Below are 14,028 nucleotides of genomic sequence, written 5' to 3' on the forward strand. Positions count from 1 at the left end.
TTTCCAATTCCAAATGTTATATAAATAGAGTTGACTACTTAAAAAATAAAATTATGGATAAAAATGAAAATCTGATTAGTATCACGGAAGTCCCTGCCGGGCCCTACATCATCAAAGGTGAATTTAAGATGATTAACAAAGAAGGGAAAGAGAGTATTTTGCAAGGAACAAACGCTTTGTGTCGTTGCGGCCACTCTAAAAACAAACCATTTTGCGACGGAACACATCGTAAAATAAATTTTGAAAAGGACAACGAATAAGGCTACACAAATGCGTCTTTTATAAACTCCAGTGCGTGTATCAACGGAATATTTACCCGAAGAGACACGCATTCAATTTTTCTGTTCCACCAACATGTTATTCTTCCTCAAGGATACGTGCAGTCTCTACTTTTTCCAAGCGTGCCCTCAGACGAGGCATCATAGAACGACGAATACGAAGCGTCATACTACAATCCATGTCATAGGACTGTTGTAAAATTTCAGGTTCTTCTTCTTTCACAATACGCATCACATCATTCATAAAAGGATATTCAAAAAGCAAAGTCACCTCGTCATCTACCGTTTTTTCTACAATGGTAGCCGTGGCAATGGCTTCGGCGGCAGCAGCTTTATAAGCTACGATCAATCCGCTTGTTCCCAGCTTGATTCCACCAAAATAACGAACTACAATAATAAGTATATCAGTCAGTTCATTAGAATTGATCTGTCCTAATATAGGTTTTCCGGCTGTACCGGAAGGCTCACCGTTATCATTCGCACGAAAATCTGTTCGTTCATGTCCCAACATATAGGCATAGCATACATGACGTGCATCGTAATATTTCTTCTGATACGTTTCGAGATGTGCTTTTATTTCTTCGTGTGTACGCACAGGCAATGCAATAGCAATAAACTTGCTACGCTTTTCGGTATAAATACCTTCGGAGGGTTCAGTAATGGTTTTGTATGTATCTTCCATGCTTTTAGAATTAAAAATGGAAAGTTGAAAATTAAAAATTACTATGCAGCGTATTATACAGTTAATTTTCAACTTTCCATTTTCAACTAACTAAGTTTATGAATCACCAGCCCCGAACGAAGTTTCGGTTCGAACCAAGTAGTCTTCGGCGGCATGATATTGCCAGTATCAGCAATATCCATCAATTGTTTCATTGAAACAGGATAAAGTGCCAAAGCTACTTTCATTTCACCGCTATCTACACGTTTACTCAATTCTCCCAGACCACGGATACCACCTACAAAGTCGATACGCTTATCCGAACGAAGGTCTTTAATACCTAAAATTTCATCCAGAATCAAGTTGGAAGAGATAGTAACATCCAATACACCTATCGGATCGTTATCATCATACGTTCCGGCCTTCGCTGTAAGACTGTACCATTTACCATCCAGATAGAGGGCAAAATTATGCAGTGCATTCGGTTTGTAAATCTCCGTACCTTTTTCTTCTACAACGAAATTCTTTTCGAGCGCAGTAAGGAACTGTGCAGGAGTCAAACCATTGAGATCTTTAACCACACGGTTATAATCAATAATAGTCAATTGATTGGCAGGAAAACATACCGCCATGAAATAGTTATACTCTTCATCTCCACGATGATTCGGATTCTGTTTTGCCTTCTCAGCACCTACAAGCGCGGCAGCGGCAGAACGGTGATGTCCGTCAGCAATATAGAGTGCAGGCATTTTAGCAAACTCAGCTGTGACAGAAGCGATATCCTCTGCCTGGTCTATAATCCAGAAAGTATGTCCGAAACCATCACCCGGAGCTATAAAATCGTATACAGGATTCTGAGCAGTATATTTCTTGACGATGGCATCCAGCTTCGCATTATCAGGATATGCAAAGAATACCGGTTCAATGTTGGCATTGTTCACGCGGACATGTTTCATGCGATCTTCTTCTTTGTCACGACGGGTCAGTTCATGCTTCTTGATAATACCATTCATATAATCAGGCACAAAAGCACCCACAACAAGTCCGTATTGTGTCTTACCATTCATTGTCTGAGCATAGATGTAATAGTTTTCTTTATCATCCTGCACCAGCCAGCCTTTGTCTTGAAACAGTTTAAAGTTATCGGCAGCTTTGATGTACACCTTCTCGTCATGCTCATCCGTACCTACAGGAAAATCTATTTCAGGCTTAATTATATGATAGAGTGATTTCTCATTTTCACCAGCTTCTGCACGTGCTTCTTCTGAATTAAGTACATCGTAAGGACGCGAGGCAACTTGCTCCACTAATTCTTGTGGAGGACGAATACCTTTAAATGGTTTAATTGTAGCCATAAGTCTTATTACTTATTTACGCGGAACTTTTCGCAACCGTCTTTCAGGAAACCAACGATCTGTTGTGCAGCAGCAATGCCGGCATTGATATTGGCTTCAGCCGTTTGTGCACCCATTTTCTTAGGAGTAGAGAAATAACGTCCGGCAAAAAGTTCGGTGAACTTAGCATTAGCAGCAGGCATAATATCGGTGATATATTTGAAGTCGGGACGATCTTCCATCAGCTGGATAAGTTCGTCTTCATTGATAACTTCCTTACGTGCAGTATTTACCAAAATAGCTCCTTTAGGCATATCCTTCAACAAAGCATAGTTGATGGAGTTCTTCGTTTCGGCAGTAGCAGGAATATGCAGAGAGACAACATTACAGGTTTTGTAAAGTTCTTCGGCAGAATCAACCGCTTTCACACCATCTTTCTCGATTACTTCTTTCGGGCAGAATGCGTCATAAGCATAGATTTCCATACCGAAACCTTTAGCCACACGTGCTACATTGCGACCTACGTTTCCGTAAGCATGAATACCCAGTTTCTTACCCATCAGTTCAGTTCCTGATGTTCCATTATAGAAATTACGAACTGCATATACCAACAATCCGAAAACAAGTTCGGCTACCGCGTTGGAATTCTGTCCCGGAGTGTTCATTACACATACCCCGTGTGCAGTTGCAGCAGCAAGGTCTACGTTGTCATAACCGGCTCCAGCGCGTACCACAATTTTCAGTTCTTTGGCAGCATCCAGCACTTCGGCATCTATAATGTCACTGCGTATAATGATTGCATTGGCATCTTTTACTGCATCCAATAATTGTGCCTTTTCTGTATATTTTTCAAGTAAAGCAAGCTCGTATCCGGCTGCTTCGATTTCTTTGCGAATACCGTCCACAGCTACTTTAGCAAACGGTTTATCGGTAGCGATAAGTACTTTCATGATTCGATGTATATAATTATAAAAAAACGATTCACTACAAACTGACACAGAGTTTCATAGAGGAGACTGCTTAAAACAGAAAACTCTGTGAAACTCTGCGATACTCTGTAGTGAGAATATTAATGAAGTTTCTCAAATTCCTGCATGCAGTCAATCAATGCCTGTACGCTTTCTTTAGGCAGAGCATTGTAGCATGACGCGCGGAAACCACCTACAGAACGGTGTCCCTTAATACCTACCATACCTCTTTCAGTAGCGAACTTCATGAAGTCAGCTTCCAGCTCTTTGTATTCAGGAGCCATTACGAAGCAGATGTTCATACGTGAACGATCTTCTTTAACAGCAGTTCCTACGAACATCTTATTACGGTCGATTTCAGCATACAGCATATTGGCTTTTTCGGTTGCACGGCGTTCCATTTCTTTCACACCACCCTGTGCTTTGATCCAACGCAATGTTTGCAGTGCAGCATAGATAGGCACTACCGGAGGAGTGTTGAACATAGAGCCATTATCAACATGTGTCTGATAATTCAGCATAGAAGGAATATATCGTGAAACTTTGCCTAATGCATCATTCTTCACAATTACAAAAGTAACACCCGCAGGTGCCAGATTCTTTTGTGCACCACCATAAATACAGATATATTTTGATACGTCGATAGGACGAGAGAATATATCGGAAGACATATCGGCAACCATCGGAACCGGAGAATTGAGATCTTCTTTCAATTCGGTACCATAAATAGTATTGTTAGTAGTAATGTGGAAATAGTCAGCATCAGCCGGAACTGTATAATCTTTCGGAATATATGTATAGGTAGCTTCGGCAGAAGAGGCAACTTCTACAACTTCACCAAAAGCTTTGGCCTCTTTCATTGCTTTCTTGGCCCATACGCCAGTATTCAAATAAGCAGCTTTTTTCTCAAGGAAATTGTAAGGTACCATGCAGAACTCCATACTGGCACCACCACCCAAGAACAATACCGAATACCCTTCGGGGATGTTGAGTAATTCCTTGAATAGTGCTACGGCTTCATCAACCACAGGTTGAAAGTCCTTAGCGCGGTGGCTTATTTCCATCAGTGAGAGACCGGAACCATTGAAATCTAAAATAGCCTTCGCTGTATCCTCAATCACCTCACGCGGAAGAATAGAAGGTCCTGCATTGAAATTATGCTTTTTCATTTGAAGTTTGTTTTTGGTTTAACATTTCGTTACTTTGTGTCTTTTGACATTGCGAAATTACGGAATTATTTCCGTAAAACAAATCTTTCATTATAAAATCACATTCGGTTTGCTGATTTATCTTACTTTTTATTGGTTTATGCAGGATATATGCACCATTTTGTCATGTATAGATATCAAGAGTGAACATAAAGAATAAAGTAATAGTATTGGATAATTTTTACTTAAAGACTGAAAGTAAAAAGGATATAAAACGAATATTTATGATATGAAAGAAAGGGAAAATATCCCCCGAAGGATATTCATGTTTAATACGGTATTTCACCACAGAGGTCGCAGAGGGCACAGAGATATTATTTTCTCTGTGCTCTCCGTGTCCTCTGCGGTGAACTGATAATTAATCAGCTTCTTCAATAACGGTTTTCATTCCTTTTATCTTTTCTCCCCGGATAAGAGTCAGTAACTGTTTCACCTTTCCCCGGCGAATAGCAACGAAAGCATAATGCTCTTTTACATCAATTGCCCCCACATCTTCACGAGAAAGATTTCCTTTCTTATACAAGAATCCGGCAATGTCTATACGACTTAGTTTATCTTTTTTTCCTTTACCTATATATAAGGTAACCCAAAGCGGCTTTGAAGGACGCGGAGCTTGTTCCGGAAGTTCATATATTTCGATAGCCGTAGGAATATATTCCGGTGTTTTTTCTTCTGAGCTCAGAATGAGATAAGAGGTTCCGGTAGCATCCCAACGAGCAGTACGTCCGTTTCGATGGGTAAAGGCTTCTTCGTTCACAGGCATATGATAGTGAATAATATGCTCTACTTCCGGAATATCCAGTCCGCGGGCAGCAAGATCAGTGGAAACAAGTACATGGCAGCTTCCATTACGGAATTTATAAAGTGCACGTTCACGGTCGGGCTGCTCCATACCACCATGAAAACGTTCGTTGTACATACCCTTTTCAGCAAGCAATGCACTCACACGGTCCACCGCATCCCGATGATTACAAAAAACAATACTGGAACTACTTCCCAAGGTACAAAGCAACTTATAAAGTGTGTCAATCTTGTCTTTTACCGGAGAGATGACTTTCATTAAGGTCAGTCGCGGTGCTTCTGCAGGGATATCTGATAGAAAATTCAGTTTAATAGTACGGTTCAGTCCGGTGAACCGTGGAATTTCTTCGGCATCCGTTGCAGAGAGTAGTACCCGTTTCTTTAGTCCGGGCAGTTGAGTGATAATCTCAGCCATTTCATCATGGAAACCGAATTCGAGAGATTTATCAAACTCGTCAATAATAAGTGTACGGATTGTATCAGGATTGAAATTCCCTTTGGCAAGGTGATCTGTTATACGTCCCGGCGTACCGATGATGATTGCAGGGTGATTACCTTGAATGCTCTTTTTCTCTTCACTGATAGGGTGACCACCATAGCAGCAGCAAGTCTTCCAAGAGGTATTCATGGTTTTGAATACAGAGTCTATCTGTAAGGCCAGTTCCCGCGAAGGAACGAGAATCAGTACTTGTATTGTATTGTCATCCGGTTTCAAGGATAAAAGCAGAGGTAACAGAAAAGCGAGTGTCTTACCCGATCCGGTAGGTGAAAGCAATATTACGTCTTTTTCTTCGGAAGCAGCATCCAGCGCAGCTTCTTGCATAGGATTCAGCGCTTCAATCTTCAGATTGCGCAGCGCAGTTTGTATTAATTCGTTCTTTTGTATCATAATGGCACAAAGATAGGGAGATTTACGATTAGACGATTTACGATTTACGATTAAAGTTTACTATGATTCCTTAAAATCAATAGCTATAACTAACTCCAATCGTAAATTGTAAATCGTCTAATCGTAAATTTCAGCGCTTTCCTTATGCTCCGAAATTATCAAACATCAGATTCTTAGCCGGTACACCCAGGCTATCAAGCATCTTCTCAACGGCTTTAGACATCGGGCCAGGACCACACATGTAGTATTCAATATCTTCAGGTGCTTCGTGGTTCTTCAGGTAAGTTTCATAAATTACTTCATGAACAAAACCTGCTGTATAGCTAACACCCGCTGCATCTGCTGCAGGGTCCGGACGGTCAAGAGCTAAATGGAACTTGAAGTTCGGGAAGTCCTTTTCAATCTGCAGGAAGTCTTCCAGATAGAACACTTCATTCAATGCACGTGCACCGTAGAAATAGTTCATGATACGATCTGTTGTATGCAGTGTCTTGGTCAGGTGCATGATTTGTGCACGCAACGGAGCCATACCGGCACCACCACCAATCCACATCATTTCATTCTTAGAATCGAATATCGGATGGAAGTCTCCGTAAGGACCACTCATGATTACCTTGTCACCGGGTTTCAGTGTGAAGATATAAGAAGAAGCGATACCCGGCATTACATCCATAAATCCAGGGCCTTGATCTTTCGGTTTGAAAGGAGGTGTAGCAATACGTACAGTCAACATGATACGGTCACCTTCAGCCGGATAATTGGCCATAGAGTAAGCACGAATGGTCTCTTCATCATTCTTGCACTTGAGTCCCATGAGACCAAACTTTTCCCAAGCCGGCAGATATTCGTCACCGATCAGACTTTTATCAATGTCTTTATTATAATCCATTGAAAATTTAGGAATCTTGATCTGTGCATAAGAGCCCGGAACAAAGTCCATGTGTTCGCCCTTCGGCAGAGCTACGATAAACTCTTTGATAAAAGTAGCTACATTTTTGTTTGAGATAACCTCGCACTCCCACTCTTTCACTCCCAGGATTGACTCGTCAATCTTGATAGACATATCCTGTTTCACTTTTACCTGGCAACCCAGACGCCAGTGATCAGCTTGCTGTTTGCGAGAGAAGAATCCGGTTTCAGTAGGAAGAATCTCTCCCCCCCCTTCGAGCACCTGGCAACGGCATTGTCCGCATGAACCTTTACCACCACAAGCCGATGAAAGGAACACATTGTTGGCAGACAGTGTACCCAGCAATGTACCACCGGGTGATGTCTTCAGTTGTTGTTCGCCGTTCATCGTAATCGTAACCTCGCCCGAAGGAGTCAGATAGCCCTTCGCAACGAGCAGTATAATGACAAGCAGGAGAATCACTCCAAGGAATACTCCGATACTCGCTAATATTAAAGACGTCATTGTATTATTCTTTTTACTTTAGTTATAATTTCAATCCAGAGAAACACATAAAGGCCATTGCCATCAGTCCTACAGTGATAAACGTAATACCCAAACCACGCAGCGGAGCGGGAACGTCAGAGTAAGCCATCTTTTCGCGAATAGCAGCCAGACCGACGATTGCAAGCAACCAACCAATACCGGAACCTAAGGCATAAACCACTGCACTACCCACACCTGTGATAGCTTGCGGATTGGCAGGGTCCATTGTAATTCTCTGTTGCATGAACAGTGAAGCACCCATAATAGCACAGTTTACGGCAATCAGCGGAAGGAAGATACCTAAAGAGGCATACAATGAGGGAGCAAAACGCTCTACCACCATTTCTACCAACTGCACAATACCGGCAATAACGGCAATAAAGAGAATAAAGCTAAGGAAGCTAAGATCGACACCTTCGATGATAGCATTGGCAGCCAGCACCTTCGTCTGAAGCAAGTAGTTCACAGGAAGCGTAACCACCAACACGAAAGTTACCGCAATACCCAGACCGACAGCAGTCTTCACATTCTTCGACACAGCCAGGTAAGAACACATACCCAGGAAGAAGGCGAATATCATATTGTCCACAAATATGGAGCGGACGAATAAACTTAATAATTGATCCATAAATCTATCTTTTAGTAGTTGAGTAGTCAAGTCGTTAAAGTAGTAAGTAGAGAAATGTATTTCACCTCAGCTACCAGCTACTATATTCTGACTACTTATTTGTTAGTTTTCCTGCAATTCTTTATGTTTCGCACGCTGATACCAGATGATACAAGCAACGATAATCAATGCCATAGGAGGCATCAACATCAGACCGTTGTTTAAGTAACCCATCTTGTAGAATGACTCCGGAATAATGCGGAAGTTCAGCAAAGTGCCCGAACCCAGCAACTCACGGAAGAAGGCTACAATAATCAGAATCTTGGCATATCCAAGTCCGTTACCTATACCATCAAGACATGACTCCCAAGGACCATTTTGCATTGCAAAGGCTTCAAGACGTCCCATCAAGATACAATTGGTAATTATCAAACCTACATAAACAGAAAGCTGTACACTTACATCATAAGCAAATGCTTTCAATATTTCACTCACAATAGTAACCAATGCAGCCACTACTACCAACTGAACAATAATACGGATACGGTTAGGGATTGTCTTTCTCAGCAACGAAATAACAACATTGGCAAAAGCTGTAATTACTGTCACGGATAAGCCCATAACGATAGCCGGCTCCAATTTGGCTGTTACCGCCAGTGCCGAACAGATACCAAGCACCTGTACGGTAACCGGATTGTCGACTCCCAACGGAGCAAAGAATACTTCTTTATTCTTTTTAGAAAATAATTGGCTCATATTCTATCGTTCCTCCTTATTTATTAGTTAAAAAATTATTGTACTGACCCAGACAGTTCTTAATCATATCATCTACACCCTTAGAAGTAATTGTACCACCCGAAATACCATCGACTTGATATGCAGGATCAGTAACTTTACCATTCTTCTCAACAGCAAGAGCAATCTGTCCGTCTTTCATCACTTTCTTGCCATCAAACTCTTTCTGAAAAGCAGGAGTTGCAATCTCAGCTCCCAAACCCGGAGTTTCACTTGCATGAGAGAAGTACACACCGTAAACCGTGTCTTTGTCTTTGTTTAAACCTACATATCCCCAAATCGGCCCCCAAAGTCCGGCTCCCGACAAAGGAATTACATATTTGGTCTCTCCCTTCACATCGCACACATACAGCGGAAGCTGACGCTCTGCTTCCGGCTTAGACATTTCGGCAGCCATATCTATTGCGAAACCACCATTTTCGGAAACAACCTCTCCGTTAGCGTTCAGGATCTCATCTGCTTTCACATATGTTTTATACAGTTCTTCCGCATTCTGACCTTTTGTGTCAACGTTCAATGCAGCCAGAATCTGTTTCATCTTATCCAACTCTTCGTTCTTTTTCTGCGTCGGTTTCAGAGAAGCAGAAACAAAAGCCAGAAGGAATGCTACGATAACAACCATTACCGAAGCATAAATGATAGTATAGGTATTACTATTTGTATTCATTGTTTTCGTTCGGTTTTAATTGTTAGACTTAACAGCACGTTTCTCGCGACGACCGATATTGCTCTGTACGATACAGTAGTCAATCAGCGGTGCGAAGATATTCATCAACAGAATAGCAAGCATCATACCTTCGGGATATCCCGGATTGAGCACACGGATTATGATAGCCATAGCACCGATAAGGAATCCGAAAATATACTTACCTGTTTCCGTACGGGCAGAAGTAACAGGATCGGTAGCCATAAATACAGCACCGAAACAAAAACCACCCAACACAAGGTGTTCGTACCAAGGCATATGAGCCATAGCAGTGTCCGGACCAGCAACATTAAAAATCCATCCCATAAAAGCACCACCTACAAATACAGAAAACATGGTTTTCCAGCTTGCAATGCCTGTCCACAACAACAGGATCGCTCCCAGTGCAATGGCAATAACACTTGTTTCACCGATAGAACCCGGAATAAGTCCCGTCACCATATCCCATGAAAATGGAGGATAGCCATCAGGAGTCAGTGCTGTGGAAGCTACACCAAGTGAAGTAGCAGCAGTCAGCCCATCTACGCTCTGACCTATACCGAAAATACTCTGTCCGGATACCCAAACAGCATCACCAGACATCTTAGTCGGATATGCAAAGAAGAGGAATGCACGGGTTACAAGAGCAACGTTGAACACGTTCATACCCGTACCACCAAATACTTCTTTTGCGAAAATTACAGAAAATGCAGTTGCAACAGCCAGAATCCAGAGTGGGCAGTCAACCGGCACAATCATCGGAATAAGCATACCTGAAACCAGAAAACCTTCCTGAATCTCTTCTTTCTTCCATTGTGCTATAACAAACTCAATACCAAGACCGACTACATAGGATACAATAATTTTAGGCAATACAGCCAGGAATCCATAGGCAAACATTTCCAGAAAACTGCCTTCGCCTCCTGTATGAGTGAAATGCTGGTAACCTACGTTGTACATACCGAACAGCAAAGCCGGCATCAACGCAATAACCACGATCGACATTATACGCTTACTGTCAATCGCATCGTGAATATGCGTTCCCGTTTTCGAAGTGGTGCTGGGTACGAACAAGAATGTTTCGAAACCATCAAACACCGAACGAAACGCGTGGAATTTGCCGCCCTCTTCAAAGTTCGGCTTTATCTTGTCGAGATAATTTCTTAACGCTTTCATTAATATATTTACTATTTATCTATTTACTAATTACTATCTGATACCTCAATGCTTACATCATTTCGGCACGGAGCATATCCAGTCCGAGGCGGACAATGTGTTGCAGCTCCAGTTTGGATGAATCTACAAACTCACACAGGGCAAAGTCCTCCGGAGCTACTTCGTAGATACCAAGTGCTTCCATACGGTCGATATCCTGGGCAATGATTGCCTTGATAAGGAACTCGGGCAGAATGTCCATTGGAAATACTTTATCGTATTCGCCGGACATGATCATATGACGTTCCCCTCCTTTGATACGTGCATCCATTGTGTATTCTTTCTTAGCCATCAACCAGCTGAAGTAAGAACGGTGTACACTGAAGTGATTGAAACGCGGCATGATCCATCCTAACATTTCGTGGATATCATTCCCTTCGGGGATAACTGTTACCTGGCTATGGAAAGCGCCAAGAAAGCCATTCGGAGATACCAGCTTACCAGTCAGCACATTGCCACTGATATAGCGTAATTCTTTATCTTTTGTTACGTTTCCGGCAAAGACATTGGTCAGCAATGCACCCACCCGCAACTTACAATAAGCAGGTTTCAGTACTTCAGAACCCGTTATGGCAACCGTACGAGTCATATCTACGCGCCCTGTATTCATCAGTCGTCCAATGAAGATCACGGCTTGCGGGTCAATAGTCCATACTGTTTCACCTTTTACTATAGGAGCAACATGGTTGATCTGCACACCTACATTTCCGGCGGGATTTGGTCCGTCGAAAGCGGTGATAGTGACATTCTTTGCCTGTGTCAAGGCTGCTGATTTTTGCTTTAGACTGATGCCGAGATAAGTTTTAGCCATCTTAGCCAATGCGTCGAGACCCGTCTGGAAATTAGCTTCTTCTCCTTTGAGTGCGAATTCAAACTCAGGAGCCAATGGATTACTGTCGAATGCAGAAACGAAAATTGCTTTGGGAGCAATGGTCGGATCAGCAATCACATCGTAAGGACGTTGCTTGATGAAAGCGAACATACCTGCCTGCAGCAACAATTCTTTCACCTGGTCAGCATTCAGCTGGGCAACATTCTGCTTTCCGAACTCTTCGTAGTCCTGCTCTGCAGCGGCTTCCACAACGATACTCATCACCTTACGGCGATCACCGCGTTCCACGCTTGTTACCACGCCGCTAACGGGTGAAACAAATTTCACTTCAGGATGATTCTTGTCAATAAACAAGGGTCCTCCAGCCATCACATATTCCTGCTCTTTGACTACCACTTTAGGGGTCACTCCAGGAAAGTCGTCGGGTACGAGTCCGTAAAATCCCGGCTCCTTCACTGCAGCTATCTCTTCAGCAGCTTTGCCTTTCAGGTTGATGTCAAGGCCTTTACGTAACTTTATTACATTTGCCATGTGTTATATAAAATAATGGTTTCATAATTTGCCCGCAAAAGTAATAAATAATAATGTGAAATAAGAGGAAAAAAGAAAGGAATTACGGAGATTTTTCCGTAATTCCTTTCGTTAACGTACACGAGAAAGGGAATAGTGAGTAGCGATTAGTGAGTAGTGATAAGTGATTAGTAGCTGCGCTATTACGCCGCATGGCACCAATCGCTTATCACTACTCACTAATCGCTACTCACTCCTCTTCCGGTGCAAACATCGGGTCCCATGCCGGCAGACGAACAGGCTTCTGTTTTAGAATTTCCATGACTTTTGGCGTGGCAAATTTCTTTTCCACTACCAGACGAAACATATATTCATTAAACCACTCATCCGTCATAATGAGATGTCCCTGATAGCCGGAACTTGCGCCCCAACTATTCTCAACCATCCATTTCACAGGCTTTCCGTCTTTGTTGATATCAACAGCCATTAATGTCATTGCATGACTTGAGCCACTGGCAAAAGTCTGAATACGCTGTTTTTTATCCATACCAAACGTAGTACCCATTAAAGAGTCATAGTCATAGTTATTAACATCAAGAAGTCCACGATCTGAGTTCAGGAACTTACCCACATCACAAGAGAAATACATCATTGTGCTGTCCTTCAATGAAGCAATAGCCATCTCTTTAATCTCCTCTATCGGCAAATTGACGTATGTCCAGTTATGTCCGTCATAACGATGTCGATCAAAATCTATTTCATAGCATTTGTAATACTCACGACTCGGATCGTTCATCAACATCACATAATTATTGATAAGATTCTCATCTCCGTATTTCTTCAAGAAAGACATTGGAGTGTACCGTTCTGTCTCCACCGGATTCCCTTTGGCATCGTAACGAGTCCATGTAAATTCTGTAGGAGGGACACCCAAATTTAATATCAACATGCGATAAACAGTACCCAGCATCTCTGTTTTACTCTTCGCAAGAGCAGCAGTTTTCGCCCCTTTCGAAGCCTGTTCACGCAATTGTAAACCAAATTCACGCAGTTTAAGTGATATCAGATTTGCCATTCGTGCCGTATTCTCACTGCTATTTGTTTCAGGCATCACTCCCTTGGGGACCAATCCATATTTCCCCACAATATCTGCAACTCCGGTAAATGTCCCACCGTCACTCAAAGGATTGCGGAACAACCATTCCACCATCTTATCATCCATCGGTTTTTCACGCGTATCAATCACTCCTTGCAAGAAAAGATTAGCCTTCTCCAACTGATCATAAAAAAATGGATAGGTCTGTGAGAATTCAAACGAAGTCAACCCATACTTTGCAATCGTTTTGGCACGCATTACGTTCAGTCCGGTGAAAAGCCAGCAACGCCCCGATGACTTCTGATCGGTAATCCCTTTGGAATCTACTTTGATAGAGAAGTAAGTATCCAGCCCCGTCATATTATCCTGATTCAAAGCCAGTTTGCGGATATCATTACTACCAATAGCATTGCGCAATGCCTTATCTGCACTTGTTCCCTGGTAACTCTGTTTAATCTGATTCAGCATCTCACTGCTGATTCCACCCTTGTCCTGCTGTGCCTGCACAGAAAAAAGGGCAGCACTCAGAACAAATAATGACAAAATTCGTTTATTCATATATATTAATGTATTAAATAATATGCCAATGTGTAATGTGCCAATATGCCAATTGGCTGCGCTATGATGCCGCACGGTAATTGGCAGATTGGCACATTAACACATTATCCTTTTGCAAAATTAGTATCCTTTTTTGGAATTTTTATCCATTCCTTT

General features: G+C 42.2%; 13 protein-coding genes. 1 reads left to right on the plus strand and 12 read right to left on the minus strand.

Annotated elements, in window-relative coordinates:
* The first annotated feature begins 53 nt into the window (after positions 1-53).
* The gene (locus K8P02_RS08600) at positions 54-260 is read left to right on the plus strand and encodes a CDGSH iron-sulfur domain-containing protein (protein WP_002560531.1); all 207 of its coding nucleotides are present in this window, start codon (positions 54-56) and stop codon (positions 258-260) included.
* A gap of 97 nt (positions 261-357) precedes the next feature.
* Here K8P02_RS08600 and K8P02_RS08605 read toward each other — a convergent pair whose 3' ends face one another.
* The 12 genes from K8P02_RS08605 to K8P02_RS08660 all read right to left on the minus strand — a co-directional run bounded on the left by K8P02_RS08605 (position 358) and on the right by K8P02_RS08660 (position 13,872).
* The gene (locus K8P02_RS08605; protein ID WP_007485461.1) at positions 358-960 is read right to left on the minus strand and encodes an IMPACT family protein; all 603 of its coding nucleotides are present in this window, start codon (positions 958-960) and stop codon (positions 358-360) included.
* An 86-nt stretch (positions 961-1,046) separates the two neighbouring features.
* Positions 1,047-2,294, minus strand: a complete 1,248-nt coding sequence (locus tag K8P02_RS08610; RefSeq protein WP_025866428.1) for a DUF1015 domain-containing protein — start codon at positions 2,292-2,294, stop codon at positions 1,047-1,049.
* A gap of 8 nt (positions 2,295-2,302) precedes the next feature.
* Positions 2,303-3,223 carry an NAD(P)-dependent oxidoreductase gene (locus K8P02_RS08615; RefSeq protein WP_007485459.1) on the minus strand — a complete coding sequence of 307 codons (921 nt, stop codon included), beginning with the start codon at positions 3,221-3,223 and terminating at the stop codon, positions 2,303-2,305.
* 119 nt (positions 3,224-3,342) lie between these two features.
* Positions 3,343-4,410 carry a 3-phosphoserine/phosphohydroxythreonine transaminase gene (gene serC / locus K8P02_RS08620; RefSeq protein ID WP_025866429.1) on the minus strand — a complete coding sequence of 356 codons (1,068 nt, stop codon included), beginning with the start codon at positions 4,408-4,410 and terminating at the stop codon, positions 3,343-3,345.
* Between the two features lie 397 nt (positions 4,411-4,807).
* Positions 4,808-6,139 carry a DEAD/DEAH box helicase gene (locus K8P02_RS08625; RefSeq protein WP_002560536.1) on the minus strand — a complete coding sequence of 444 codons (1,332 nt, stop codon included), beginning with the start codon at positions 6,137-6,139 and terminating at the stop codon, positions 4,808-4,810.
* A gap of 142 nt (positions 6,140-6,281) precedes the next feature.
* Positions 6,282-7,553, minus strand: a complete 1,272-nt coding sequence (gene nqrF / locus K8P02_RS08630; protein WP_002560537.1) for an NADH:ubiquinone reductase (Na(+)-transporting) subunit F — start codon at positions 7,551-7,553, stop codon at positions 6,282-6,284.
* A 22-nt stretch (positions 7,554-7,575) separates the two neighbouring features.
* Complete coding sequence (gene nqrE / locus K8P02_RS08635; RefSeq protein WP_002560538.1) at positions 7,576-8,202, minus strand: NADH:ubiquinone reductase (Na(+)-transporting) subunit E; 627 nt, start codon at positions 8,200-8,202, stop codon at positions 7,576-7,578.
* A gap of 102 nt (positions 8,203-8,304) precedes the next feature.
* Positions 8,305-8,937, minus strand: a complete 633-nt coding sequence (locus tag K8P02_RS08640; protein ID WP_002560539.1) for an NADH:ubiquinone reductase (Na(+)-transporting) subunit D — start codon at positions 8,935-8,937, stop codon at positions 8,305-8,307.
* A gap of 16 nt (positions 8,938-8,953) precedes the next feature.
* A complete protein-coding gene (locus tag K8P02_RS08645; protein WP_002560540.1) occupies positions 8,954-9,643 on the minus strand; it encodes a Na(+)-translocating NADH-quinone reductase subunit C in 690 nt (229 codons plus the stop codon).
* A 15-nt stretch (positions 9,644-9,658) separates the two neighbouring features.
* On the minus strand, positions 9,659-10,837 hold the full coding sequence (locus K8P02_RS08650) for an NADH:ubiquinone reductase (Na(+)-transporting) subunit B (protein ID WP_002560541.1): 1,179 nt from the start codon (positions 10,835-10,837) through the stop codon (positions 9,659-9,661).
* A 52-nt stretch (positions 10,838-10,889) separates the two neighbouring features.
* On the minus strand, positions 10,890-12,239 hold the full coding sequence (locus K8P02_RS08655) for a Na(+)-translocating NADH-quinone reductase subunit A (RefSeq protein WP_223382222.1): 1,350 nt from the start codon (positions 12,237-12,239) through the stop codon (positions 10,890-10,892).
* A 229-nt stretch (positions 12,240-12,468) separates the two neighbouring features.
* Entirely contained in the window at positions 12,469-13,872 is a 1,404-nt protein-coding gene (locus K8P02_RS08660) for a C1 family peptidase (protein WP_025866430.1), read from the minus strand.
* Positions 13,873-14,028: the final 156 nt, after the last annotated feature.

Origin of the sequence: Bacteroides nordii (genome assembly GCF_019930665.1) — a bacterium.
GTDB lineage: Bacteria > Bacteroidota > Bacteroidia > Bacteroidales > Bacteroidaceae > Bacteroides > Bacteroides nordii.

Coding starts and splice junctions, on each gene's coding strand:
- K8P02_RS08640 (WP_002560539.1), bottom strand. CDS start 8,937: ATGAGCCAATTATTTTCTAAAAAGAATAAAGAAGTATTCTTTGCTCCG.
- K8P02_RS08625 (WP_002560536.1), bottom strand. CDS start 6,139: ATGATACAAAAGAACGAATTAATACAAACTGCGCTGCGCAATCTGAAG.
- K8P02_RS08660 (WP_025866430.1), bottom strand. CDS start 13,872: ATGAATAAACGAATTTTGTCATTATTTGTTCTGAGTGCTGCCCTTTTT.
- K8P02_RS08655 (WP_223382222.1), bottom strand. CDS start 12,239: ATGGCAAATGTAATAAAGTTACGTAAAGGCCTTGACATCAACCTGAAA.
- serC (WP_025866429.1), bottom strand. CDS start 4,410: ATGAAAAAGCATAATTTCAATGCAGGACCTTCTATTCTTCCGCGTGAG.
- K8P02_RS08610 (WP_025866428.1), bottom strand. CDS start 2,294: ATGGCTACAATTAAACCATTTAAAGGTATTCGTCCTCCACAAGAATTA.
- K8P02_RS08645 (WP_002560540.1), bottom strand. CDS start 9,643: ATGAATACAAATAGTAATACCTATACTATCATTTATGCTTCGGTAATG.
- K8P02_RS08615 (WP_007485459.1), bottom strand. CDS start 3,223: ATGAAAGTACTTATCGCTACCGATAAACCGTTTGCTAAAGTAGCTGTG.
- K8P02_RS08650 (WP_002560541.1), bottom strand. CDS start 10,837: ATGAAAGCGTTAAGAAATTATCTCGACAAGATAAAGCCGAACTTTGAA.
- nqrE (WP_002560538.1), bottom strand. CDS start 8,202: ATGGATCAATTATTAAGTTTATTCGTCCGCTCCATATTTGTGGACAAT.
- K8P02_RS08605 (WP_007485461.1), bottom strand. CDS start 960: ATGGAAGATACATACAAAACCATTACTGAACCCTCCGAAGGTATTTAT.
- nqrF (WP_002560537.1), bottom strand. CDS start 7,553: ATGACGTCTTTAATATTAGCGAGTATCGGAGTATTCCTTGGAGTGATT.
- K8P02_RS08600 (WP_002560531.1), top strand. CDS start 54: ATGGATAAAAATGAAAATCTGATTAGTATCACGGAAGTCCCTGCCGGG.